This window comes from Nocardioides sp. T5 (genome assembly GCF_048161455.1).
GTDB lineage: Bacteria > Actinomycetota > Actinomycetes > Propionibacteriales > Nocardioidaceae > Nocardioides.
Map to the genome: position 1 here is coordinate 1,340,439 of NZ_CP182415.1, position 23,792 is coordinate 1,364,230.

A 23,792-nucleotide genomic window follows, 5' to 3' on the forward strand; every position below is an offset into this window, starting at 1 on the left:
TCTGTCCCGCACGCTACTGGAGGTTCGAATGGACATCGCCACTGCCATGAGGTGGACCGCGGAGCGCTATCCGGACCGTCGAGCCGTGGGTGGTTCCGCCCCGCTCACCTATGCAGAGTGGGACTTCCAGACCGATGCCTTGGCCCGGGCACTCATCGCCCGCGGTGCCACGCCGGGTTCACGCGTCGTGCTGATGCTGCAGGGCGGCGAGCCGCTCGCGTCGCTGCACCTGGCCGCGCAGAAGGCCGCCGTGACTTCTGTCCCGCTGTCGACCCGGTTCGGCCCAGAGGAGCTCGCGTATTGCATTGCCGACTGCTCGCCCGCTCTGGTGGTCGTCGACGACACCACGGCGACCGGCGTCTCGGACGCCGTGGCGACAGCCCCGGGGGCCCCGCCTGTCGTCCACGTCGACGACCTCGTCGGAGGAGACGACCCCATGGGGTGGTTGCCGAGGGCCCCGAAGGAGGACGACATCGGGCTCATGCTCTACACCTCCGGCACGACCGGTACCCCCAAGGGCGTCCCGCGCAGTCACCGAGCCGAGCACAGCGCCGCAGTCGCCCACTTGATCCAGACCGGTCAAGCCACGGGCGCGGTCAGTCTCGGCGCGATGCCGCTCTTCCACACGATGGGCATCCGTAGCCTGCTGGCCAGCATCGTGTGTGCCGGCACCTGGGTACCGCAGGCGAAGTTCAACGCAGACGAATCGATGGAGCTGATCCTCGACAACCACATCGACACGCTGTACTTGGTCCCGACCATCTTCTGGTCGCTGCTGCAGACCGGCCGGCTCGACCAGGCGCGGTCGGTGCGACGCCTTGCCTACGCGGGTGCGCCGATGACGCCTACGCTCGCCGAACAGTTGGTCGCCGCGGTTCAGCCGGATCAGTTTGTCAACCACTTCGGCAGCACCGAGATCTACACCTTCACGATCGGCCCCGACGGCGCACGCAAGCCCGGCTGCGCCGGGCGGGCCGGCGTCTTCACCCGGATCCGGCTCGTCGACCCGGACCCGCAAGCCTCGCCCGATGACATCGTCGAACCGGGCGAGCAGGGTCAGATCGCGGCCAGCTTGGAGAGTCCCGAAGCCTTCGCCGGCTACTGGAACCGCCCTGACGCCGACGCCAAGTCGATCCGCGACGGCTGGTACTTCCCCGGCGACCTTGCCACCGCGGACGAGGACGGAGACCTGTGGATCTCCGGCCGGGTCGACGACATGATCAACTCCGGCGGAGAGAACCTCTACCCCGAGGAGATCGAGAACGCCCTCGCGCGCTGTCCGCACCTGGACCAGGTCATCGTGGCCGGGACCCCGCACGACAAGTGGGGCTCCGCCGTCACCGCTTTCGTGGTGGCGCGGCCGGGTCACGACCCTCGGCGCGCACTCGACGACATCCACAACTGGATCCGAGCCGAGTCCGGCCTGCCCTCGCTCAAGCGGCCGAAGCGGGTGGTCGTCGTCGACAAGATCCCCACGTCCGCAGTCGGCAAGATCTTGCGGCGGCGGCTCGTCGAAGGCGACTACGAGGTCCTTGCCGACACCGAGGCGATGACCCGATGACCGGCTTGGCTCGCATCGAGGACTCCGCACTGCTGACCGGGCAGGGCCGCTTCCTTGACGACATGGACCCGCTTCCCGGCACGCTCGTTGCTGCCGTCGTGCGCAGCCCTCACCCGCATGCTCGTATCCGCGGGGTGGACCTTGAAAGGGCGCGCCGGCACCCCGGCGTGGCCGCCGTCATCGGCCCCGAGGAGGTGCTGGCAACCCTCAAACCGTTCCCGCTCTCGGTGAAGACGCCGATGCCCTACTACCCCACTGGGACCGACAAGGTGCGTTTCGTCGGCGAGCCCGTCGCCGTGGTCGTGGCCAGTGACCGTTACGCCGCCGAGGACGCCGCCGACCTGGTCGACATCGACTATGAACCGCTTGACGCGGTCGTCGGGACGTACGCTGCCCTCGAGCCCGAGGCTCCCCGTGTCCACGACACCGCGGACCACAACGTCGCCACTGACCGGACGTTCACGTTCGGTGAGGTCGACGGGGCGTTCGCCGCCGCTCCGCATACGATCACCGGCCGATACTCCTTCCCTCGCTACTCCTCCACACCGATGGAGTGCTTCAGCGTCATCGCGGACTGGCGGGACACCGACGACGGTCCCGAGGTGACCACGTGGGCCAACTTCCACGGCCCCTTCTCAATGGTGCAGGTGCTGGCTGGCGCTCTGGGCCTCCCCACCTCGCGGGTGCGCTTGATCGTGCCCGCCGACATCGGCGGCAGCTTCGGCATCAAGGCTGCCGTCTACCCGTACGTGGCGCTGATGGCGCTGGCCAGCAAGTACGCCGGCACACCGGTGCGATGGACCGAGGACCGGCTCGAGCACATGCTCGCGAGCTCGTCGGGCTCAGACCGCGAGATGACGTTCGAGGCAGCCGTCGACGACGACGGCGTGATCTCCGCGCTCAAGGTCGACCTGATCGACAACGTCGGCGCCTATCTCCGTCCGCCCGAGCCCAGCACGCTGTACCGCTGCTTCGGCAACATCACCGGCGCCTACCAGGTCGAGCACGTGCAGATCCGCGCCCGTGCGGTGGTGACGAACAAGGCGCCCACCGGCCTCAATCGTGGCTTCGGCGGTCAGCAGCTCTACTTCGGTCTTGAGCGGCTTGTGGACGACATCGCCGCGGCGCGTGGCCTCGACCCTGCCGACGTGCGCCGACGCAACCTGATCCGCAGCGACTCGTTCCCGTATGCAACCCCAAGCGGGGGCATCTACGACTCCGGGGACTACGAGAAGGCCTTCGAGTTGGCGCTCGACGCCGCCGGCTACGACAAGCTGCGGGAAGAGCAGCGCACAGCACGTGAGCGCGGCGAGCTGTTTGGCATCGGCCTCGCAACAATCGTCGACCCGTCGGCCACCAACATCGGTTACGTCGGCCTGGCCACCCCCGTCCACAACCGCGGGCGCGGCAAGTCGGGGTCGACCGAGCACGTACGCGTGAGCATCGACCCACAGGGCATCGTGACCGTCCTGCTCGGCACCGTCCCTCAGGGGCAGGGCCACGCCACGGTCGCACGCCAGCTGGTCGCCCAGCGACTGGGCCTACCGCTGGAGCAGGTCCGGCCCCGGGTCGAGATGGACACGACATCGACGCCGTGGACGATCAGCTCCGGCAGCTACTCCTCCCGGTTCGCCCCTCTGCTCACCAGCGCGCTGATCGAGGCCGCCGACCGGATCGCCGCCACCGTCCGCACCGCCGCCTCGGTGCTGCTGCAGGCTGACCCCGACGAGTTGGAGCTGGCCGACGGGCAGGTCCGTGTTGCCGGCGAGCCCGAGCGCGCCGTGGCCTTTCGGCACGCGGCCGGCCTGCTGCACTGGGACCCGGGCTCGCTGCCCGACGGCGTCGAGGCGCGTACCTACGAGGAGGCGGCCTTCACGCCTCCCCAATCAAAGGCACCGTCGAAGACAGACCAGGTCAACTCCAGCCTCTGCTACGGCTTCGTAGCCGATGTGGTCGCTTGCCGAATTGACCCTGAGACGCTGCAGATCAGTTTCGAGACGATCTCGACCGTCCACGACGCGGGCACAATCCTCAACCAGACCTTGATGGACGGCCAGATCCACGGGGCGATGGTGCAGTCCCTCGGAGGCGCCCTGTACGAGGAGATCGCCTATTCCGACTCGGGCCAGCCCACAGCGACCACGTTCATGGACTACCTCTGCCCCACATCGGCAGAGTCATCGTTCCCCTTGACCAGCAACCACCTCGAGACGCCTTCTCCGCTGACCACGCTCGGGGCCAAGGGATGTGGCGAGGGCAGCTCGATGAGCTTCCCGGTCGCCATCGCCAACGCCGTCGCCGACGCGCTGTCGCCGCACGGAGTACGAATCGCCTCGCTGCCTCTCCATCCCAATGTTCTCCACAAGCTGCTCGCCGCGAGCAACCCCACCGAAAGGAACTAACCCAATGGCACTGACCGGAGGCGAGATCCGCCTGGAGCGCAGCCACGACGGCCGCGTCGCGAACCTCACGCTCAATCACGGGCGGTACAACATCATCACGTGGGAGACCCGCCAGGTGATGGCCGACCGGTTCGCCGAGATCGACCGGGACCCCGACGTCAAGCTCGTCGTCATCCGCGCGGAGGGCGAGCACTTCTCCTCCGGCGGCGACATCGCCGGCTTCATGGAGGTCGATCCGATCGACCTGACCGACCTCGGCCACAACGTCACAGCTGCGGCCCGCAGTCCCAAGCCGGTCATCGCGGCCATCGACGGCTACTGCTTCGGGGTAGGCCTCGAGCTCGTGCTCGCTACTGACATCCGGCTCGCCACGCCGCGCAGCCGCTTCGCCCTGCCGGAGATGAAGCTGGGGATGATCCCCGGCAGCGGCGGCACCCAGCGCCTCGCCCGCCTGATCGGCCTTTCCCGGGCGAAGTACCACGTGCTCACCGGCGAGCGGATCACCGGCGACCAGGCCCTCGACTGGGGCATGGTCTCGGTGCTTGCCCCCGACGGGGAGGCACTGGAGCAGGAGACGCTGGCGCTAGTTGACAAGATGCTCGGCTACTCCCCGCTGGCGATGCGCACAGCCAAGGAGGTTCTCGACAAGGGCATCGACGCGCCCCTCTACTCCGGCATTGAGCTCGAGCGCAAGGCGTACTCGATGCTGCGCGCCAGCTCCGACTTCGCCGAGGGTGTCGCCGCGTTCGGCGAGAAGCGAGCTCCCAAGTTCACCGGACGTTGAGGTAGCAGATCCATGAAGGCAGCTCCCTTCGCCTACGTGCGCCCCGGCACGGTCGACGACGCGTTGACCGAGCTGGGCCGCGACGGCGCCAAGGTCATCGCCGGTGGCCAGTCACTGGTGCCCGTCCTGGCCATGCGACTCGCCCGGCCCACCACCCTGGTCGACATCAATGCCATCGACGAGCTCTACGTCCTTGACACCGACGGTGACACACTCCGCGTCGGCGCCTGCGTCCGACAGCGCACAATCCAGCGCGACGCGAAAGGGGCCGCCGTCCCCCTGCTGCGGCTCGCGCTGCCCTGGGTCGGACACCGCGAGCTGCGTAGCCGCGGCACAGTGTGTGGCAGCCTGGCCCACGCCGACCCCGCCGCAGAACTGCCCGCCGTCGCCGCGTGCCTTGACGCCACCCTCACCATCCGCCACCGCGACGGCGAACGGACCGTGGCTGCCTCGGACTTCTTCACCGCCGCCATGACGACGGCGACCCAGCCCGAGGAGCTCGTCACCTCGGTGCATTTCCCGCATGCGAAGCCACACGAGGGCTTCGGCTTCGCCGAGATCGGCCGCCGGCACGGCGACTTCGCCCTCGCGGGCGTCGCGGTCCGAGTCGGCGCCGGTGACCCCGCCCGCCCGACCGCCCGGGTGACTGCCTTTGGCATCTCCGACAGACCCATCGTGCGCGACGTCTCCACCCTGCTGCGCGAGGCCGTCGCTACTGATGGCTCACAGACGCCGGAGGCCGCTCTCCGCGCCGCGCTCGTCGACGGTGCCGCAGCGCTCGCTGAAGACGTCGTCGACACCGGCGGCGACGCGCACGGCAGCACCGCCTATCGCCGCCAGCTCATCGCCGCGCTGACCGGTCGTGAGATCGCGCGTGCCTACATCCGGGCGACCGCTCCCAACACCGTAGAGGGGCCCGCATGAGCACGTTGCGCACAGTCGAGCACACCCCGGCCGAGGGCGAGATCCCGGTCACGTTCACTGTCAACGGCACCCCCGTGTCGCTGCACGTGCCGGCTCGGATGACTCTCGCCGACGCCCTGCGCGAAAGACTCGGCCTCACTGGCACGCACCTCGGATGCGAGCACGGCGTCTGCGGCATGTGCACGATTCTCGTGGACGGCGACGCCGCTCGAGCCTGCCTGCTGTTCGCCGTCCAGATCGACGGCTCGCACCTCACGACTGTCGAAGGACTCGGCCGGCCCGACGACCTGCACCCGCTGCAGGAGTCCTTTGGCCGGCACCACGGCCTGCAGTGCGGCTTCTGCACGCCAGGTTTCCTCATGAGTTCCTACGACCTGCTCAGCCACGAGCCGAACGTCGACCGCAAGGACCTTCCTGAGGAACTGTCGGGCGTGATCTGCAGGTGCACGGGCTACCGCAATATCATCGACGCCGTCGACGACGTGGCCACCAGTCACCGCGACGGTCTGCCGCAGCCGACCAACTGCGGGCACCGCACGCTGGTCGGGCGAGGCGGCGCCGGCTCCACCGCGCCCGCGAGCGAGCCGGAGGAGGCCGCCGCCGCGACCGAGCAGGACCAGCCGCAGGAGATCACCCTCCCCAGCGGGGAACCCACCATAGCCATCGAGCTCACCAGTTCCTTGGGGTCGTCCCTGTCCGACGTGGGCAAGGTCTTCGACGATGTACGTCTGCTGGCCCGCTGCCTTCCCGGAGCCGAGCTCACCGACGACCTCGGGCAGGGGTGGTACCGCGGCCGGGCACGGGTGGCGCTGGGCCCGATCCGGCTGTCTTTCAACAGCATCGCCCACCTGCTTGTGCATGAGTCCGACCGGATGCACCTGCTTGCCCAGGGTAGCGACGCCAGCGGAGGGAGGGCGCAGGCCGAGATCCAGCTGTCCGCGTACCAGGACGGCGACGGGACCCGCTTGGAGGCGCGGGCACGCGTCTTCCTGGTGGGGCGCATCGCCGGCTTCGGCCGCTCGCTCGCCGGCGACGTGAGCCGTCGCATGTTTGAGGACTTCGCGACCGCGCTCGACCAGGCGGCCCGCGGCGAAGTCCCAGTCGCAGCCAAGGCCCCCAGCGCCTTCCGCCTCCTGCTTGACACCGTTCGCGATCGTCGCCGCCGCGCTCGGGAGAACCGCCGCCGACGGCGGTCCGGAAAGTAGCCCCTTCCATCCATCCCGAATTGAGGCACCATGTCCAGCACCTCACCCTCGACCAACGACACCACCTCGAGACCCGACCGTGAAGGCCGCCTGATCGAGAGCGGGCCGGGTTTCGCCAGTGGACTCAGGGATCTGCCCCGGCACCTCAATGTCGCCACTGTCGGAGCTGGTTTGGTGGCCGCCATCTTCGGCTGCACCGGTCCGGCGCTCATCATCATCAACGGTGGCGCCGAAGCCGGACTGTCGGCGGACCTGATCACCTCCTGGATCTTCGGCATCTACGTCTTCGGTGGGGTCATCTCCCTCGTTCTCGCCCTGTACTACAAGAGTCCGGTCACCGGCGCGTGGAGTATCCCGGGCGCGGTGCTGGTCGTGGGTGCCCTCGCGACATTCGAGTTCAGCGACATGGTGGGTTCCTTCCTCGTAGCCGGACTCTTGGTCCTCCTGCTAGGCGTGACCGGCTTGATGCGCCGCGTCGCGGCCTGGCTGCCAGTGCCCATCGTCATGGCGATGATCGCCGGCGCCCTCATCCGGTTTGGCATTGGTGTGGTGGATGCCGGGCTCAGCGCCCCCGTCATCGTCGGGGCCGCCGTGATCGGGTTCCTCCTGCTCTCGCGGTTCATCAAGTCGGTGCCGGGTGCCGTCGGTGCACTGCTGCTGGGAACTGCCGCTGCTGCGGTCACCGGCGCCTTCAACGACTCGGCTGCAGGTCTCGGGATGACCGCGCCCACGCTCATGGCACCCACCTTCGACGTCAACGCGATCTTGGCTGTCTCAGTGCCTCTAGCCGTGCTGGTGATTGGGGCCGAGAACGCTCAGGCAACAGGTGTGCTCATGGCGGAGAAGTACCGACCGCCAGTGAACTCGATGACCCTCATCAGCGGCTTGGGTGGCATCCTGGCCAGTGTGTTCGGCGGCCACAACGCGAACATCGCCGGACCGATGACCGCGATCTGTTCCTCGGAGCAGGCCGGTGAGGATCGGTCAGGACGGTACGCCGCAACGGTCGTCAACGGGATCCTCTTCATCGCCTTCGGGATTGCCGCAGGCGCGGCCGTCGCCGCAGTGTCGATGCTCCCCGGCGAGCTGATCGCCGCGGTCGCCGGTCTGGCCATGATCGGCGTACTTCTGTCGGCGTTCAGCGGAGCCTTCGCGGGCAGCCGCTTCCAGGTCGGCGCGCTTGCCGCGTTAGTGATCGCGATGAGCGGTGTCACGGTGCTCAACATCTCAAGCCCGTTCTGGGCGCTGGTGGGCGGCGTGCTCATTTCGCTTGTCCTCGAGCCGAAGGACTTCAAGGCGGACGGGACGACGCACGACGGCCAGACGGCTTGAGCCGAAGCTCCGAGAGATGGCGGCGTGCTCGACGACGACCACGTAGGCAGGCAGCTGGCAGCCCGAAGTGGGGCCGGACGTGGGCTGGGACTCGCCGGCGCCCCGGCGAGTGTCGTCCGCGCCACGGGCTCGAGTCCCCAACTGGCTGAGAGGTCTGCCGTCCACTCATCGGCCAGATCCATCCGGGGATCCGTCGGGTCGGCCCAGGCGATTGTCCCGACTGTGTGCTCCTATCACGTCATGAGCAACGGGTGGCAGATGCCAGGGCACACGCCTACGGCCGCGGGGGAGTGGCGACTGGCAACGGGACGATCGCAGGTTTGCGGCGTCCCCCCGCTACAAATCCGGAAGACCCCCACAGCCTGGCTGTGGGGGTCTTTCGTATCTGCGACAGGTGCACTTGGCGCACAGAGTCAACGGGCGGACAATGGGTCATGACGACCGAGTCGACGACCGAGATCGAGCGCACCTTCGACGTGGACCTCGCGACGGTGCTACCCGCCCTCGTCGGCATCGATGGCGTGGCACGAGTGGGCCAGGCGGTCGAGCTGAGCCTCGAGGCGGTCTACTTCGACACGGCCGACTTCGACCTGGCTCGCCGGGGTGTCACCCTGCGGCGCCGGACAGGTGGCGCTGACGCGGGGTGGCACATGAAGCTGCCCGACGTCGGCGATGCCCGGACCGAGCTGCGGAGCCCGTTGGGCCGGGCCACGCGGTCGGTCCCCGACGCGTTGCTCGAGCCGGTCCGAGCAGTGGTGCGGGACCGCCCTCTGGTGCCGGTGGCTCGCATCGCCACCCGTCGTCTGGAGAGCGAGCTCCTGGACGACGCCGGCGGTGTGCTGGCCCGCGTCTGCGACGACCACGTCCGCGGCGAGCAGCTGCACGTCGGCGCCGAGGTCCGCGAGTGGCGCGAGTGGGAGGTCGAGCTGGCGTCCGGCGACGACGTCCTCCTCGGTCTGGTGGAGGAGGCGTGGCGAGACGCCGGCGCGCAGCGGGGTCAGGCGTCCTCCAAACTGGCCAGGACCTTGACCGGTCTCGTCGTACCCGCGTCGTCGCCGATGCGGGAGGAGGAGCTCCGACGGGCAACCGCAGGTGGGGCACTCACCGACGTGCTGGGGCGCCAGCTCGACCAGCTCCTCGAGCGGGATCGGCTCCTCAGGGCCGGTGAGGCCGGGTCCGTGCACAAGATGCGCATCGCCGCGCGGCGACTCGGCTCGGCGCTCAAGACGTACGGACCACTCCTCGACGACGCTGCAGGGGCGGAGTCGCTGGCGGCGGAGCTGCGGTGGCTCGGCCAGGCTCTCGGACCGGCCCGGGATGCCCAGGTCCTCCGACAGCGGCTGTACTGCCTCGTGGCGGCTCAGCCGCCGGACCTGGTGCTCGGTCCTGTGGCCGGTCTGATCGACGACGACCTCAAGGCGGTCGAGAGGGACGCGCGGGAGGAGACGATGGCCGCTCTCGGGAGTGCGCGGTACTTCCGGCTCCTCGACCACCTCGATGACATCGTGCGGTCGCCGTCGTTCACTGCCGAAGGTGAGGAACCGGCCCGGAGGGTCTTCGCGCGCCTGCTGGTGCGAGACGCGCGACGGTTGCGACGTGCGGTGAAGGGGGTTCAGTGCGCGGAGGACGGTGAGCACCGCGACCTCGCGCTCCACGAGGCTCGCAAGAAGGCGAAGCGGCTGCGCTACGCCGCCGAGTCGATGTCTCCGGTCCTCGGGAAGCAGGCCGACGACCTGGCTGTCTCGGTCGAGCGGATCCAGCAGTCCCTCGGCGAGTTCCAGGACACCGTGATGTCACGGCGCGTCCTGCGTGACTACGGGGCGCGCGCACACGTCCAGGGTCAGAACGGCTTCACCTACGGCCGACTGCACCATCTCGAGGAGGTGCATGCCGAAGCGGCCGTCCGGGACTTCGAGGACGCATGGTCGCAGCTCTCCCTCAAGGGGCTGCGACGCCGGCTCGAGGCGTGACGGCGTCTTCTCGCCGCGGAACCGGGAGCAGGGTGGTCACCAGGAAGGCGGCGACCACGGCCACCACGACCTGCGGGGTCACCGAGACGCCATCCGCGCCGAGCAGCAGCGTGGCCAGGAGCGTCGAGGTGAGCGGGAGTCGCAGCATGGCGGCGCACATCGCGCCGATCCCCATGCCGATCGCCGGTGCGAGGTCCATGCCGGGCAGCCCGGAGACCGCGATGCCGAGGACGGCCCCGATGAACATCGCCGGGAAGACCGGCCCGCCGCGGAACGCGCTCAGCGCCAGCCCGTAGGCAAGGGTCTTGCAGGCGGCCAGGAGGACCAGGACCCCGGTGGAGTACGAGGTGGCGTCCGCGACCAGCTCGGGCAGGGCGTCCTGGCCGGAGAACAGGACCTGCGTGAAGCTGCGGTCGGAGACGAGCTGGTAGACCATCGCGGTCGCGCCGATGCCCAGCCCGAGCACCGTCGTCACCAGCACCCGGTTGACGTGCACGAGCGGTCGCAACGACAGCCCGATCCAGCGGATCAGCCAGCCGAGCACCGCACAGGCGACGCCGATGGGCAGGGCCCACAGCATGGTGGCGATGGTCGGTTCGGTGGCCGGAGGCACCGAGGTCAGGGACAGGGAGAAGCTCCCGAGGCCGGTCCAGCTGTCCAGGCCGACGAACACCAGCGCTCCCACGCCGGACGCCAGCAGCCCGGGAAGCGCCACCAAGGTCAGTGTCGCACCCCCGATGCCGGCCGCCTCCATGATCAGGAACGCGGCGAGCACGGGGGAGCCGAGCAGGGTGCTGATCGCCGCGAAGCTGCCGGCCGATGCCATGACCGTCAGCGCCATCGGTGGCGCGTCCTTCCTCGCCAGGTGGACGGTCAGCGCCGCGAGCCCGCCACCGATGGCGATGAGCGGTGCCTCCGGACCGAGGACGGCGCCCAGGCTCAACGTGGTCAGGGCGGCCAGGGCGACGCCGGGGAGCTCCCGGGGTGTGGGAGGGCCGCCACCCGTCTGGAAGCCGAAGGCGGGTGAGTGGCCGCCCGTGCCGGGCAGGTAGCGGATGGTCAGCCCCGTCAGCAGCCCGCACAGGGCCAGCCAGGGCACCGGCCACCACGCGGGCGCACCTCCGTCGAGCACCGCGTCGGGCAGGTCGACGAAGATGAGCTGCTGGACCTCCGTGACGAGCGCCAGGAAGCCGTAGGCGACGGCGGAGATGGGCACGCCGAGCGCAGCGGAGAGCAGCAGGGCCGCGAGGTACGGCCGCGAACGGACGACCGCCGCCGGGTCGACCACCGGTGGGTCGCTCGCCGACCGGGCAGCGTGCTGCCCCTGCTCCGGAGTCGTCAGTAGCCCGTTCCCTTCTTGGTCTTCTCCCGCTCGACGTGCGCCGTCCCGCCCTTCGCATCGAGCGTCGTGCACGCGTCCTCGATGTCCCGGGTCAGGCGCTCCACCTGCTCGCGGCTCATCGTCTCCTTCACCAGGGCCCGCATGATCTTCACGTGCTCGGCGTTGGGCGGGAGGGTGTAGGCCGGCACCATCCAGCCGCGCTCCGCCGACAGCTGCCAGGCGACGTCCGACTCGTCGTACGCCGTGTGCTCGCCGGACAACCGGAAGGCGACGAGCGGCAGCTGCTCGGCATCCGTGCCGATGACCTCGAACCGGCCGCTCTCGCGCAGGTTGGCCGCGAGCGCGGCGGCGTTCTGCTGCATCTGCTGCATCACGTAGGTGTAGCCGTCGCGGCCCAGGCGGACGAAGTTGTAGTACTGCGCGAGGACCATGGCGGCACCCGTCGAGAAGTTCAGGGTGAAAGTGGCGTCGAGCTTGCCCAGGTAGTTCTCGTAGAAGACCAGGTCCTCCGCCAGGTCCGACTCCTCGCGGAAGACCAGCCAGCCGATGCCGGGGTAGACGAGCCCGTACTTGTGCCCCGACACGTTGATCGAGCGGACCTGCTCGAGCCGGAAGTCCCACGGCGAGTCGGGGTAGAGGAACGGCCAGACGAAGCCGCCGCTGGCGCCGTCGACGTGGAGGGGGATGTCCAGGTCACGGGTGCGCCGGATGTCGAGCAGCAGGTCGTTGATGCCGACGATGTCGTCCATGTGACCGGTGAAGGTGGTGCCGAGGACGGCGGCCACCCCGATCGTGTGGTCGTCCAGGAGCGGGGCGACGTCCTCGGGACCGATCGTGTACTTGTCTGCGGCCAGGGGGACGATCCTGGGCTCGACGTCGAAGTAGCGGCAGAACTTCTCCCACACCACGTGGACGTCACCCCCGAAGACGAGGTTGGGTCGGTCCGTCGGCAGGTGGGCGGCCTCCCGGCGCTCCTTCCACTTCCACTTCAGGGACAGGGCGCCGAGCATGATCGCCTCGGACGAGCCCTGCGTGCGGCACCCGGTCGTCGGGCCCGGCGCGTGGAAGAGGTCGGCCAGCATCCGCACGCAGCGCTGCTCGATCTCCGCCGAGATCGGGTACTCCGCGTGGTCGATGAAGTTGCGGTGCAGGTTCCCGGCGATGATCCGCTGGGCCTCCGGCTCCATCCAGGTGGTCACGAAGGTGGCCAGGTTGCGCTGGGGATCCCCCTCGAGGGCCAGGTCCTCGGCGACGAGCCGCATCGCGTCCGTGGGGCGCATGCCGCCCTGGGGGAAGGACGTCGCAGGCGCCCTGTCGGTCAGGAACCGGTTGCCGAACAGCGCTTCGGCCTCAGGCTGGTCCAGTGTGCTCATGGGATTGCTCCACCATTCTTGTCGGGGTTGGCCGGTCGACGGACTGGATGAGGCCGCCGATCGCGAAGCAGACGGCGCCGGCGAAGGTCCCCCAGTTGACGATCCCGGTGTTCACCTCGGCGGCGGTCGCCGGGCGTACGAAGGCGGCGAGCCCCGCGAGGAGGAACAGCACCGAACCGAGCTGGTTGACCGCCACGACCCACCAGGTGAGGACATGCACGCGCACCGCCACGCGACCGCCGCCGACCTCGAGCATCGCGAGGTGGCCGGAGACGAGGAAGCAGATGCACCCGAGCATGTCGGGCAGCCAGATCCACCCGTCGGACTGGCGGGGGGTGAGCCCTTCGGCGAAGGCGGCGATCAGGCTGACCGCGAAGAGCAGGGTGCCGACGAACAGCACGACCGCGCCGCGCCAGTCGCGCTGCCCCGGCCGGCGGCCCCACCACCGCATCGCGTCACTGCTCGAGGGTTCCCCGCCCGGTGGGAGCTGAGCAGCGTTGACGACGAGCAGGACCGAGGCATAGGCGCCCAGGCTGAAGAAGAACCCGCCGACCAGGTACGTGGTGTTGACGGTCACCAGCACCTCTCCCTGCTCTGCGAGGAACGCGCCCGTGGCGAACAGGCTGCCGCCGACCACGAAGGCGCAGGCGGCCACCAGGTTGATCCTCACGAGTCGACGACGCACAGCGATCTTCCTCAGCCTCGGGGTGGCCCGGCCGTCCGACCAGTAGGTCACGAAGCCGAGGGGAGAGGCCTCATCCGCTGCGGGTGACCCCGACGCCTCGTGAGACGCGGAACGACAGCGGGGAGCCCCGGCTCGCTGTGAGCAGGCTGGGGCTCCCCGTTGTCACGCGGACGTCCGAGCAGGGAGCGTCAGCGCAGGTGATCGTCCGTGGGCTGAGGGGCGGGTGCCCGGGCGGTGAGGTGCGAGCTGGGGTCCAGCGACTGGAGGGCTCGAGCGACGGCATCCCGGTTCTCCGGCAGCGCCGCCTCCTGGACGTCGACCAACATCGCCCGCAGGCGCCGCTGCACGCGCGCGGAGTCAGCACCCCAGTGCGCGATCTCGTCGACGGCCAGGCGGACGTGGTCCTCGAACGTCGCCTGGGGTACGTGCACCGCCAGTCGACCGTCCTCGCCGAGCGTCTGGCGTTCTGGCAGGGGACGGGCGGCCAGGAGCCGCAGCAGGTCGTGGAGCTGGTCGATCACCTGGACGGCGGTGGTCGGGTCGTTGATCCCGGGGGAGAGGGCTCGCTCGGCGATGTCCACCAGCTGGCGCAGACCGAACCCCGGGTCGTCGTCGAGGACCCGCTCCTTGCCGAGGTGCACGGCCGCGCGGAGCGATGCCTCGTCGGGAAGGTCCGCGCCGTGCACCTCGAGGAGGGCAGCGCCCCCGGGCACGAACTCGCCGACTGCTCGCAGCACCATGATGGTCACCCCGTGCCTCTCGGCCAGCTCCAGCAGGGCCCGGTCGTCGACCTGCTGCACGACGCCGGACGCGTCCGCCGCGACGCGGCGCCCTGCGGTGGCAGGCGGGGGGACGCGAGTGCGCGGCTCCGCGTCCGAGGGGTGCGTGCGTTCGATCGCCACGCGGGTGTCCTCGCCGATCTGGGTCACGATCGTCGCAGCCCGGATCGACTGGGCGATGTGGTCGATGTAGAGGAGGAAGACCGCCACGCTCGCCAGCACGAACCCGAACGCCACGGTCACCGAGATCTGCGGCACGAAGGTGTCGGTCTCCGCTGTCCCCCGCACGGCGCGGAGCACGACGAGTGAGTAGAGGAAGGTCGCGACGAAGACCCCGAGCGCGACCTGGTTGACCCAGTCGCGCAGGAAGGTGCGCAGGACGCGCGGGGAGAACTGGCTGCTCGTGAGCTGCAGGACGACGATGGTGATCGAGAACACCAGGCCGGTGAACGAGATCATCGACGTGATGATGGCCGACAGCAGGGATCGGGCCCCCTCGGGCCCGCCCGCGAACAGCAGCGGAAGCTCGAGGGAGGTGTCGAGCCAGTCATCGAGGGCGGTGAGCCCGAGGCCGAGGAACACGGCGGCGAGCGCGAAGACAAGGGGCAGCGCCCAGAACTTGTCCCGCAGGCGCGTCCAGAACCTCCTCACCGGAGGTCGTCCGACGCACGCGGCTCGATGAGCAGGCTCGACGTCTCGTCGGTCGCAGTGGAGGCAGTGGTCACAGCGCGGCCAGGAGCTTGGTGCAGGCGTCCTCGCACCGGCGGCAGGCCTCGGCGCAGATCCGGCAGTGCTCGTGCATCTCGGCGTGCTGCGCGCACTCGTCGCCGCACGACTTGCAGGCTCGGGCGCAGGCCTCGAGGACGGCGCGGATGACGGCGACATCGGGGTCGGTGTGCCGCGACAGGACGCGGCCCGTGGTCTCGCAGATGTCGGCGCAGTCGAGGTCGGTGCGGATGCAGCGTCGCAGGTCGGCCACCGACTCCTCGCTCAGGCAGGCGTCGGCGCAGGCGGTGCACGTCTGGGCGCACACCAGGCAGGCCTCGATGCACTCGGCCAGCAGCTGCTGGTCGACGGCGACCTCGGCGGGGGAGCTGTCCATCATCGCGGTGATCGTGTGGGTCATCTGATCGTCCTCTCGGCTCGGGGGTGTCCGTCCTGTGCCCACCGTGACACGGTCCATGCGGCGGCGTTCGGAGTCTGGCATCGACGGTTAGCCCGTCCGGGCCATAACCGGGGTAGGGATCGCGCCCCTAGTGTCGAGAACCCCCTCTCTAGGCGAAGGAGACCCCCATGCCCAGACGGTTCCACGTGGCTGTGACGGCGGCCGCGACAGCGGCGCTGCTCGGCGCCATGACCAGCCCGCCGGCGTACGCCGACCCGAACAACAACACCGTCCGCAAGCTCACGAAGGCGGTCACGGTGGACGGCGTCGTCGACCACCTCGAGGCCCTCCAGGAGATCGCCGATGCCAACGGAGACCGAGCGGCCGGCCGACCCGGCTACCGGGCGTCCGTCGACTACGTCGTCGAGCAGCTCGAGGCCGCGGGGTACGCGCCGACCGTCCAGGAGTTCCCGTTCACCTACTTCGAGGAGAACTCGGAGCTCCAGAGGATCGCACCGTCTCCGACCACCTGGGAGGAGGGCAGCGACTTCATCCGCAACCGCTTCGACTCCGGCGTCCCAGAAGGCTCCGCGACCGGCACGCTGTTCGTGGTCCCCGCCGCCGACGCGACCGATGGCTGCGAGGCCGGCGACTTCGCCGGCATGGCGGCCGGTCAGATCGCGCTGATCCAGCGCGGGGGGTGCGGCTTTGCGATCAAGGCCCTCGCAGCCCAGACGGCCGGTGCTGCGGGCGTCATCATCTACAACAACGCCCCTGGTCTCGTCGGCATGATCGGTGACGCCACCGGCCTGACGATTCCCGCTGTCTTCGCTCTCACCGAGGTCGGCGCCGACCTGGCCGCGACGCCGGGAGCCACCGTCAGGGTCGTGGTCGACTACGTCTCCGAGGAGCGGACGGCGTACAACGTGCTGGCCGAGACCAGCGCCGGCGACGACGCGAACACCGTCATGGCCGGCGCCCACCTCGACAGCGTGCAGGACGGCGCGGGCATCAACGACAACGGCTCCGGCAGCGCCGCCCTCCTCGAGACCGCCGTCCAGATGGCCAAGGTCAAGCCCACGAACACCGTGCGCTTCGCCTGGTGGGGTGCGGAGGAGGAAGGCCTCCTCGGCTCGGAGTACTACGTCTCCCAGCTGAGCGAGGAGCAGGCCGACGACATCGCGCTCTACCTCAACTTCGACATGGTCGCCTCGCCCAACTACATGTTCGGGGTCTACGACGGTGACAACTCCGGCGGGACGGCGGCTCCCGGCTTCATCCCGGAGGGCTCGGCCCAGATCGAGGACGTCTTCGAGAAGTACTACGCCGACCGCGGCGAGCCCTTCCAGGACAGCGAGTTCTCCGGTCGCTCGGACTACGGACCGTTCATCGCGGTGGGGATCCCGGCCGGTGGTCTCTTCACCGGCGCCGAGGTCACGAAGACCGCTGCCGAGGCGGCGCTCTACGGCGGCGTGGCCGGTGCGTCGTACGACCCGTGCTACCACGAGCCGTGCGACAACCTGACCGGGGAGGGACAGGACGTCGCCCTCTACGACCAGCTGCGCGAGGACTACACCCTGATCGGCAACGTCAACGTGCACGCGCTGGACGTCAACTCCGACGCGATCGCCACGGCGGTCCTCACGTTCGCCTACGACACCTCGACCGTCAACGGCGCCCCCGGGCACCCGGGACGCGGCCTGGTGAAGCCGGGTGACTTCGAGCGGTCGCTCGCGACGATGACCGACCGACACGCACGCTGAGGAGCGCACGAGGAAGGGTGGGGGCGTCACGTCCCCACCCTTCCCGTCGGCCTCAGCCCGCGCGCCGTACGACGAACTGCACGCGCCCGCTGTCCTCGGTCACCGCGTCGAGGAGCCGACCCCGGACCCGGGGCACCGCCTCCTCGTCGAGGTACACACGGGCACCGTCGTGCTCGACGACCTCGTCGCCACGCCGGGGGGCAGCAGCCATCCCGACGCCGAGGGCGTCGGTCTGCTCGTCCTGCGACGCGATGCGCAATCCGGACTCCTCCCCGAGACGCGGGTGCCCCGTCACCTGCTGGACGACGGCTCGTGCCTTCTGGGTCATCGTGAACATGTCGGGCTCCTCTCGTCGGTCTGCCTCCATGGAGTCACCCGCGGCGGGCTCGGACAAGGACCTCGACGCGGCTGCTCGCAGACCGTCGGGGTGGTGACACGTCGTCGTCACGTGGCTGTCATGCGGGGCAGCCCACGTCGCGCGCCAGCGTGCGGGCGGGGCCCGTGCCCGCGACAAGGTCCGGGGGCAGCAGCTCGACGTAGTCATCCGCCGTCACCGGACGGTCCGCGAGCGCGCCGTCCGGCAGGGGTACGTCGACGGCCTCGCCGGAGGTGACCAGGCGGAGCCCGTCGACACCGGGCGCGGAGGACAGCGAGAGCACCAGCTGTCCCACGGCGAGCGGCAGCCGCTCGGCGTCGCCCAGGGCCATCGGGTCGAGGTCGACGACAGCGACACCGTCCTCGAGCGCGACGAGCTCCAGACGTGCCGAGGGAGGGACCGCCGACGTCCACCCGGCGCTGCGCTCCTCCGACGTCGGCGGCTCGGCCAGCGTGTCGAGCACGTCCTCCACGACGTCCGCGGTGGGGTCGTCGCACGTCGTGGTGACCGGTGCGGGCGTCAGCCGGTCGTCGCGTCGCAACCAGAAGACGACGGGCACCCCGCGCGGGACCGCCAGTCCGGTCGCGTCGGCCCGCTCCTCCTCGGGAGGGGTCAACAGGTTGTAGGGCACCGAGGCGGCATCGACCGTCCGGTTCCGCTCCTCGTCCGGGAGACCGCACGCGGTCACGGAGAGCAGCACGGCGACGGCGAGCAGCCACCTCATGCGGCACCGCCCGCAGGGTCGGCGAGGGGGTCGGCGAGGGGGTCGGCGAGGGGGAGGCCGACGACGAACTCGGCGCCGCTGCCGGTCGAGTCGCACCTGACGTCGCCACCGTGCCGGTGCACGGTCTCCGCGACGAGGCTGAGGCCGAGACCGCTGCCGGTCCCGGGCCTGGAGCCCCCCGCCCGGGCGAAGCGCTCGAAGATGCGGCGACGGTCCTGCTCCGGCACACCCGGCCCGCGGTCGCGGACGCTGATCTCGGCGCGACCGCCACGTGCGGCCACCCGGACGCCGACGAGGCCGTCACCGTGGAGGTCGGCGTTGTCGTAGAGGTTCACCAGCGCGCGCACCATCTGCGGACGGTCCACCAGCACGAGCGGTCCCGGCGCGTCGCCGGGCCCGTCGAGGTCCTCCAGCAGGTCGGCGCGCCGGCCGCTGGCCACGAGCGCCTGCCGGGCCAGCTCGTGCGCTGCGGTCGTGGTGACCCTCGCCTCGTCGATCCCGGCCTCGAGGCGGCCGAGGGCGAGGAGGTCCTCGAGGGCACGCCGGAAGCGCGACAGCTCGGCCGACATGAGCCGCACGGCCTGCTGCGCCTGCGGGCTGAGGTCGTCGGCGCGCTCGAGCAGGGCGAGGCTGGTCGTCAGGGTGGTGACCGGGGTGCGGAGCTCGTGGCTGACGTCGGCGGCGAAGCGGGCGTCGCGCTGGATGCGGCTGTGCAGGGCGTCGACCATGTCGTTGAAGGAGCTGACGAGTGCAGTGAGGTCGGGGTCGTGCGTGTCCCGCAGCCGCCGCTCGAGGTCGCCGGCCGAGATGTCGACCGCCGCGCGCGTGACGTCGGTCAGCGGGGCCAGGACCCGCCTGCTGGCGGCCCGGCCGAGGCCGGCGCCCGCCACGGTGGTGAGGGCGGCGCCGACCGCCAGCGCCACGGCCAGCGTGTGCAGCGTGGTGTCCAGCTCCCGCGCGACCGACACCTCGTAGTACTCCGCGCCGACGGCCGGGAGCGGTACGCCGACCACGACGGCGTGCGGCTCGGTCCGGGACGTCCACCCCACCCCCACCTCGCCCTTGGCCACGAGGGGGCGGACGACCTCGGTGAGGTCCTCCCCGGACTGGTCGAGGGTGGAGGAGTACCAGCTGCCGTCCTGCCGGACGTACATCGAGGCACCGGCGGGTGGTGCGACGCCACCGAGCACCTCGCTGACCGGTGTGCCGGAGGTGCCGAGGCCGCTCCTGACCAGGGCGGCGTCGGCGTAGGCCTGTCGCAGGGCGGTGCGCTCACGCTGCTCGAGCAGGAGGTGTCGCGCGAGGACGTAGGTGCCCACCGACAGGGCGACCGAGAGCAGGAGCGCCCCGAGGGCGAAGGCCGCCGTCACCGAGGCGCGCAGCCCCGGGCGGGGCAACCGGCGGGTCACCGTGCGTCGAGCCGGTAACCGAGTCCACGGACCGTGACGAGGGTGCGGGGCTCGGCCGGGTCGAGCTCGAGCTTCTTGCGCAGCCGCCGGACGTGCACGTCGACGATGCGCTCGTCGCCGAAGAAGCCACGCTCCCACACGTGCTCGAGGAGGGCGGTGCGGCTCAGGACGCGTCCGATGTTCTCGGTGAGCACCGACAGCAGGCGGTACTCGGTCATCGTCAGGTGGATGTCGCGGTCGCCGCGGACGAGCTGGGCGCCGGCGCGGTGGAAGACCAGGGGACCGTCGACGGCGTCGAGGACGACCACGTCGCCGGGGCGGCTGCCGTCCTCGAGCCGGGACTCGTCGCCGCCCGCGGCCGGGGAGCTGACCAGGGCCGGACGTCGCAGCATCGCGCGCAGCCGGGCCTGCACCTCCTCGACCTCGAACGGCTTCGTCACGTAGTCGTCCGCGCCGGCCTCCAGCGCCGACACGATGTCCTGCACGCCGTCGCGCGCACTGATCACCACGATCGGGGCCTGCGTCAGGGGCCGTGCCCGGCTGATGAAGGTGAACCCGTCGACCCCGCCCAGCATCAGGTCGACGAGCATGACGTCGACGCCCTGCTCGACCAGCTCCAGGGCGGCCTCGGCCTCGTCGGCCTCGACGACTGCGTAGCCGCTGTCCTCGAGCACGAGCCGCAGCGACGTGCGCAGCCCGGCGTCGTCCTCGAGGACCAGAACTCGCGTCGGCATGTCGTCCATCGTGCCATCGTGGCTCAGCGCTGCTGCACGGAGCGCTCGGCGCGGCCATTGTCACGCAACTGCAATGCGTCGACACGACCGCTCGTCACACGTGGGTGCGAGGCTCGACGGCCACACTCACGGGAGGACGCGCCGATGACCACGACGCTGGAGCTGTTGCCGCTCACCGACGATCGGATGAGCCTGGCCGAGGAGCAGGACGACGTGCGCGGGATGACCGTGCTGGACGTGCGGGAGCACCGCGTCGGCGAGGTCGAGGAGATCCTGGTCGACTCGGTCGACCGCCGCGCGCGGCTGCTGGTGGTCGCGTCGGGAGGCATCCTCGGGATCGGCGAGCACAAGCGGCTGGTACCGGTCGACGCGGTCTCGCGCGTCCGCGCCCACGTGCGGCTGGAGCGCAGCGACCTCCATGTCGCGTCGGGGTTCGACTACGACCCCGAGCTGCCCGGGCCGGTCGACTACGGCCCCGTCTACAGCTACTTCGGCTACACGCCCTTCTGGGAGGACGGCTACGCAGCGCCGTACTTCCTCGACCGGCGCTGGTGAGGACTGCCCGACGCGCGTCGGGCATGTGGGGAACGAGGACGTCCTCGGAGGGAAGGGGCCTCCGGGGACGTCCTCACGCCGTCACGGGCTCGGGCACGGACGATGCCGGCGCCGCGCGAGCGCCGGTGCGCTCGGCGCCGATGCCGGCCGCCACGACGAGGAGGATGCCCACGACGGCGACTCCGTTGGGCACCTGGCTGAGGGCGAGGAAGCCGATCACCAGCGCGAAGGCCGGCTCGAGGGCCATCAGGGTCCCGAAGGCGCCGGTGGTCAGCCGGCGCAGCGCGACCAGCTCGAGCGCGAAGGGCACGACCGGGAGCAGGATCGCCAGGCCCAGTCCGTACAGCAGGAGCTCCGGCGTGAGGTGCCCGACGACACCGGGTCCGGCGACCACGGTCGCCACCAGGGCGGCGACGGGCATCGAGATCGCGAGGCCGCCGAGTCCGCTGACGGCGTCGCCGACGCGCTGGGTCAGCAGGATGTACGCCGCCCAGCACACCGCGGCGCCCAGGGCGAAGGCCACGCCGACGGGGTCGGCAGCCCCGGTCCAGGGCTGGGTGAGGAGCAGGACGCCGACCGCGGCCACGGCGGCCCACGACCGGCCCACGCCGCGGCTGCGCCACACGGCGATCGTCAGGGGGCCGAGGAACTCGAGCGCGCTGGCCGTGCCGAGGGGGAGGCGGGCCACGGCGGCCATGAAGAGCAGGGTGACCCCGGCGGTGACGACGCCGAGCGCCGCACCGGACCACAGTGCCTCGCGGGAGTAGACCGCCAGCCGAGGGCGTACGACGACCAGCAGCAGGATCCCGGCCCAGAAGAGCCGGATCCAGGCCGCGCCGGCCGCGCCGATGTCGTCGATGAGTCCGACCGAGGCGGCCAGACCGAGCTGCACGCACAGCATCGAGGCGACCGCCATCGACGCGCCCGTGCGGGCCGCGGAGCGCGAGGTGGAGGAGGGCACGACCCCAGTAGACGCCGCTCGGACCGTTCGCGTCCACGTGACTCTGCTGGACGGTTCGTTCGTCACTTCGACACAATGGGGCGATGGACGTACGCCGGCTCCGCATGCTGCTCGAGCTCTCCCGCCTCGGCTCGATGCACGAGGTCGCCGACGCGCTCGGGACGACGACGTCGAGCGTCTCGCAGGGCATCGCCGCGCTGGCGCGCGACGTCGGGAGTCCGCTGCTCGAGCCCGACGGCCGACGGGTGCGGCTGACGCCCGCCGGGCGACGCCTGGCCGACCACGCGGTGACCATCCTGGCGGCGGTCGAGTCCGCCCGCCTGGACCTCGACCCGACGGCGGAACCCGCCGGCGTGGTGCGCGTCGCCGGGTTCGCCTCGGCGATCCGGAGGTCGCTTCTGCCCGCCATCGACGACCTGCGCTCGACCCACCCGGGCATCGAGGTGCGCATCCACGAGTACGAGCCGCTCGAGTCCTTCGACCTCCTCGCCCGTGACGACGTCGACCTGGCCCTCGTCTACGACTACGACCTCGCGCCCGCGGAGTGGCGCGACGACCACGTCGTGGCCCCGCTCTGGGACGTCGAGTGGGGGATCGGCGTGCCGACCCGGGACCGGCACCTGACGCTCGCCGACCTCGCCGACCGCGACTGGATCGTGAACTCGCGCCACACCGCCGACGAGGACGCGCTGCGCACCCTCGCCTCGCGCGCCGGCTTCGTGCCGCACGTGGTGCACCGCATCGACGCGCTCGAGCTCGTCGACGACCTGGTGCTGGCCGGGCGCGGCGTCGCCCTGCTCCCGCGGGGGCGGGCGTCGCGGCGCGGGGTCAGCGTCGTACGCCTGCGGGACCCGGAGGTGCGGCTGCGCGCCTTCGCGGTGACGCGACGCGGGCGGGGCGGCTGGCCGCCGCTGCGGGCGGTGACCGACCGGCTGGTCACCGGCTGATCGGGCCCCGGCGCTCGGTGACATGGCCGAGGACCTCCCCGGCGACGACGTCCGGGTGCGACCGCGGCGCCCAGTGCCCGAACGGCAGGTCGTGGCGCCGCAGGTCGTCGCACCAGGGATCGCTGGCCTCGAGCGCGGACCGCCGGATCGCCGGGTCGCGGGTCAGGGCCAGCTGCAGCACCGGCACGCTCGTACGACGCTCGCGCGGCCGGCGGGGCAGGGCGACGTTGCCGCGGTAGTAGCGCAGCCCCGAGACCATGTCGCGCCCGCCCAGCACCCCGAGCACCGGGGCGCCAGCGGCGAGACGAGGAACGGGACGTAGGACGACGCGAGGCCCTGGGCGGCGAGCCGCGCGACTGCGGCCGGGGAGGGGCGGCGGAGCGTGCGTCGGGTCCACGCCGCGACGTGGTCGAGGTTGGGCCCGCTGATCGAGGTGAAGGACGCGATGCGGTCGGCCCCACCCGGCTCGCACACCGCCTCCCACGCCTGCACCGAACCCCAGTCGTGGCCCACGACGTGGGCGGGACCGTCGGGGCTCGCGTCGTCGACCACGGCCATCAGGTCGGCGGCGAGGTGGGGGAGCGTGAAGGCCGCGTCAGGCGCATCGGTGGGGGAGAGGCCCTGGCCGCGCGTGTCGTAGAGCACGACCCGCAGCCGGGAGGCCAGCCGCTCCGCCACGGGCAGCCACATCCGGTGGGTGTCGGGATAGCCGTGGACCAGGACGGCCACGGGGGCGTCGGGGGCGCCGGTCTCGTGCACCGCGAGGTCGACGCCGTCGCCGCGGACGGTGCGTCGACGCCAGGACACGTGGGGGTCGGGGTGGTGGGCCATGTGGCCCCGTACCCCGGATGCGAGGCTCCA

Annotated in this window: 22 protein-coding genes; 10 read left to right on the forward strand and 12 right to left on the reverse strand. The window is 70.9% G+C overall.

The window, feature by feature from the left end; translation table 11 throughout:
• Positions 1-28: 28 nt before the first annotated feature.
• From ACNKF0_RS06465 to ACNKF0_RS06495, 7 genes are all read left to right on the forward strand, one after another.
• Positions 29-1,561 carry a class I adenylate-forming enzyme family protein gene (locus ACNKF0_RS06465; RefSeq protein WP_416956750.1) on the forward strand — a complete coding sequence of 511 codons (1,533 nt, stop codon included), beginning with the start codon at positions 29-31 and terminating at the stop codon, positions 1,559-1,561.
• Complete coding sequence (locus ACNKF0_RS06470) at positions 1,558-3,963, forward strand: xanthine dehydrogenase family protein molybdopterin-binding subunit (RefSeq protein WP_416956752.1); 2,406 nt, start codon at positions 1,558-1,560, stop codon at positions 3,961-3,963. The genes ACNKF0_RS06465 and ACNKF0_RS06470 overlap by 4 nt, the downstream gene beginning before the upstream one ends.
• A 4-nt stretch (positions 3,964-3,967) precedes the next feature.
• Complete coding sequence (locus tag ACNKF0_RS06475; protein ID WP_416956754.1) at positions 3,968-4,747, forward strand: enoyl-CoA hydratase/isomerase family protein; 780 nt, start codon at positions 3,968-3,970, stop codon at positions 4,745-4,747.
• A gap of 63 nt (positions 4,748-4,810) precedes the next feature.
• On the forward strand, positions 4,811-5,671 hold the full coding sequence (locus tag ACNKF0_RS06480; RefSeq protein ID WP_416956756.1) for an FAD binding domain-containing protein: 861 nt from the start codon (positions 4,811-4,813) through the stop codon (positions 5,669-5,671).
• A gap of 74 nt (positions 5,672-5,745) precedes the next feature.
• Complete coding sequence (locus tag ACNKF0_RS06485; RefSeq protein WP_416956757.1) at positions 5,746-6,876, forward strand: 2Fe-2S iron-sulfur cluster-binding protein; 1,131 nt, start codon at positions 5,746-5,748, stop codon at positions 6,874-6,876.
• Positions 6,877-6,906: 30 nt separating this feature from the next.
• Positions 6,907-8,208 (forward strand): benzoate/H(+) symporter BenE family transporter, encoded by a 1,302-nt coding sequence (locus ACNKF0_RS06490; protein WP_416956759.1) that lies wholly within the window; start codon positions 6,907-6,909, stop codon positions 8,206-8,208.
• A gap of 434 nt (positions 8,209-8,642) precedes the next feature.
• A complete protein-coding gene (locus tag ACNKF0_RS06495; protein WP_416956761.1) occupies positions 8,643-10,178 on the forward strand; it encodes a CHAD domain-containing protein in 1,536 nt (511 codons plus the stop codon).
• Here the strand turns inward: ACNKF0_RS06495 and ACNKF0_RS06500 are convergent.
• The 5 genes from ACNKF0_RS06500 to ACNKF0_RS06520 form a co-directional block, all read right to left on the reverse strand.
• The gene (locus ACNKF0_RS06500; RefSeq protein ID WP_416956763.1) at positions 10,147-11,466 is read right to left on the reverse strand and encodes a chloride channel protein; all 1,320 of its coding nucleotides are present in this window, start codon (positions 11,464-11,466) and stop codon (positions 10,147-10,149) included. The genes ACNKF0_RS06495 and ACNKF0_RS06500 overlap by 32 nt on opposite strands.
• 50 nt (positions 11,467-11,516) lie before the next feature.
• Positions 11,517-12,893, reverse strand: coding sequence for a glutamate decarboxylase (locus ACNKF0_RS06505; RefSeq protein ID WP_416956765.1), 1,377 nt, complete (start codon positions 12,891-12,893; stop codon positions 11,517-11,519).
• On the reverse strand, positions 12,871-13,629 hold the full coding sequence (locus ACNKF0_RS06510) for a hypothetical protein (protein ID WP_416956767.1): 759 nt from the start codon (positions 13,627-13,629) through the stop codon (positions 12,871-12,873). The genes ACNKF0_RS06505 and ACNKF0_RS06510 overlap by 23 nt, the downstream gene beginning before the upstream one ends.
• Positions 13,630-13,766: 137 nt before the next feature.
• Entirely contained in the window at positions 13,767-15,008 is a 1,242-nt protein-coding gene (locus tag ACNKF0_RS06515; RefSeq protein WP_416956769.1) for a DUF2254 domain-containing protein, read from the reverse strand.
• A gap of 70 nt (positions 15,009-15,078) precedes the next feature.
• Positions 15,079-15,483 carry a four-helix bundle copper-binding protein gene (locus tag ACNKF0_RS06520; protein ID WP_416956771.1) on the reverse strand — a complete coding sequence of 135 codons (405 nt, stop codon included), beginning with the start codon at positions 15,481-15,483 and terminating at the stop codon, positions 15,079-15,081.
• Between the two features lie 167 nt (positions 15,484-15,650).
• On the opposite strand from ACNKF0_RS06520, the gene ACNKF0_RS06525 reads away from it, so the two are divergent.
• On the forward strand, positions 15,651-17,225 hold the full coding sequence (locus ACNKF0_RS06525) for a M28 family metallopeptidase (protein ID WP_416956773.1): 1,575 nt from the start codon (positions 15,651-15,653) through the stop codon (positions 17,223-17,225).
• A gap of 52 nt (positions 17,226-17,277) precedes the next feature.
• Here ACNKF0_RS06525 and ACNKF0_RS06530 read toward each other — a convergent pair whose 3' ends face one another.
• The 4 genes from ACNKF0_RS06530 to ACNKF0_RS06545 form a co-directional block, all read right to left on the reverse strand.
• Entirely contained in the window at positions 17,278-17,562 is a 285-nt protein-coding gene (locus ACNKF0_RS06530; protein ID WP_416956775.1) for a Fe-S cluster assembly protein HesB, read from the reverse strand.
• Between the two features lie 118 nt (positions 17,563-17,680).
• Positions 17,681-18,325, reverse strand: coding sequence for a GerMN domain-containing protein (locus ACNKF0_RS06535; protein WP_416956777.1), 645 nt, complete (start codon positions 18,323-18,325; stop codon positions 17,681-17,683).
• Positions 18,322-19,722: a sensor histidine kinase gene (locus ACNKF0_RS06540; protein ID WP_416956779.1), complete on the reverse strand. Its 1,401-nt coding sequence runs from the start codon at positions 19,720-19,722 to the stop codon at positions 18,322-18,324. Before ACNKF0_RS06540 ends, ACNKF0_RS06535 begins: the two co-directional genes overlap by 4 nt.
• 8 nt (positions 19,723-19,730) lie before the next feature.
• Positions 19,731-20,477, reverse strand: coding sequence for a winged helix-turn-helix domain-containing protein (locus ACNKF0_RS06545; RefSeq protein WP_416956781.1), 747 nt, complete (start codon positions 20,475-20,477; stop codon positions 19,731-19,733).
• A gap of 135 nt (positions 20,478-20,612) precedes the next feature.
• Here ACNKF0_RS06545 and ACNKF0_RS06550 point away from each other — a divergent pair, with 135 nt between their 5' ends.
• Positions 20,613-21,023 (forward strand): PRC-barrel domain-containing protein, encoded by a 411-nt coding sequence (locus tag ACNKF0_RS06550; RefSeq protein ID WP_299932054.1) that lies wholly within the window; start codon positions 20,613-20,615, stop codon positions 21,021-21,023.
• A gap of 73 nt (positions 21,024-21,096) precedes the next feature.
• Here the strand turns inward: ACNKF0_RS06550 and ACNKF0_RS06555 are convergent, their stop codons facing one another.
• Positions 21,097-21,984: an EamA family transporter gene (locus ACNKF0_RS06555; RefSeq protein WP_416956783.1), complete on the reverse strand. Its 888-nt coding sequence runs from the start codon at positions 21,982-21,984 to the stop codon at positions 21,097-21,099.
• Between the two features lie 83 nt (positions 21,985-22,067).
• On the opposite strand from ACNKF0_RS06555, the gene ACNKF0_RS06560 reads away from it, so the two are divergent.
• The gene (locus ACNKF0_RS06560) at positions 22,068-22,931 is read left to right on the forward strand and encodes a LysR family transcriptional regulator (protein WP_416956785.1); all 864 of its coding nucleotides are present in this window, start codon (positions 22,068-22,070) and stop codon (positions 22,929-22,931) included.
• Here the strand turns inward: ACNKF0_RS06560 and ACNKF0_RS06565 are convergent.
• Positions 22,921-23,112 carry a hypothetical protein gene (locus ACNKF0_RS06565; RefSeq protein ID WP_416956787.1) on the reverse strand — a complete coding sequence of 64 codons (192 nt, stop codon included), beginning with the start codon at positions 23,110-23,112 and terminating at the stop codon, positions 22,921-22,923. The two genes, ACNKF0_RS06560 and ACNKF0_RS06565, sit on opposite strands and share 11 nt — an antisense overlap.
• Positions 23,094-23,762, reverse strand: a complete 669-nt coding sequence (locus ACNKF0_RS06570) for an alpha/beta fold hydrolase (protein ID WP_416956789.1) — start codon at positions 23,760-23,762, stop codon at positions 23,094-23,096. Before ACNKF0_RS06570 ends, ACNKF0_RS06565 begins: the two co-directional genes overlap by 19 nt.
• Between the last annotated feature and the right edge of the window lie 30 nt (positions 23,763-23,792).

Coding starts and splice junctions, on each gene's coding strand:
- ACNKF0_RS06465 (WP_416956750.1), top strand. CDS start 29: ATGGACATCGCCACTGCCATGAGGTGGACCGCGGAGCGCTATCCGGAC.
- ACNKF0_RS06470 (WP_416956752.1), top strand. CDS start 1,558: ATGACCGGCTTGGCTCGCATCGAGGACTCCGCACTGCTGACCGGGCAG.
- ACNKF0_RS06475 (WP_416956754.1), top strand. CDS start 3,968: ATGGCACTGACCGGAGGCGAGATCCGCCTGGAGCGCAGCCACGACGGC.
- ACNKF0_RS06490 (WP_416956759.1), top strand. CDS start 6,907: ATGTCCAGCACCTCACCCTCGACCAACGACACCACCTCGAGACCCGAC.
- ACNKF0_RS06495 (WP_416956761.1), top strand. CDS start 8,643: ATGACGACCGAGTCGACGACCGAGATCGAGCGCACCTTCGACGTGGAC.
- ACNKF0_RS06505 (WP_416956765.1), bottom strand. CDS start 12,893: ATGAGCACACTGGACCAGCCTGAGGCCGAAGCGCTGTTCGGCAACCGG.
- ACNKF0_RS06520 (WP_416956771.1), bottom strand. CDS start 15,483: ATGACCCACACGATCACCGCGATGATGGACAGCTCCCCCGCCGAGGTC.
- ACNKF0_RS06525 (WP_416956773.1), top strand. CDS start 15,651: ATGCCCAGACGGTTCCACGTGGCTGTGACGGCGGCCGCGACAGCGGCG.
- ACNKF0_RS06530 (WP_416956775.1), bottom strand. CDS start 17,562: ATGTTCACGATGACCCAGAAGGCACGAGCCGTCGTCCAGCAGGTGACG.
- ACNKF0_RS06535 (WP_416956777.1), bottom strand. CDS start 18,325: ATGAGGTGGCTGCTCGCCGTCGCCGTGCTGCTCTCCGTGACCGCGTGC.
- ACNKF0_RS06545 (WP_416956781.1), bottom strand. CDS start 20,477: ATGGACGACATGCCGACGCGAGTTCTGGTCCTCGAGGACGACGCCGGG.
- ACNKF0_RS06550 (WP_299932054.1), top strand. CDS start 20,613: ATGACCACGACGCTGGAGCTGTTGCCGCTCACCGACGATCGGATGAGC.
- ACNKF0_RS06560 (WP_416956785.1), top strand. CDS start 22,068: ATGGACGTACGCCGGCTCCGCATGCTGCTCGAGCTCTCCCGCCTCGGC.
- ACNKF0_RS06570 (WP_416956789.1), bottom strand. CDS start 23,762: ATGGCCCACCACCCCGACCCCCACGTGTCCTGGCGTCGACGCACCGTC.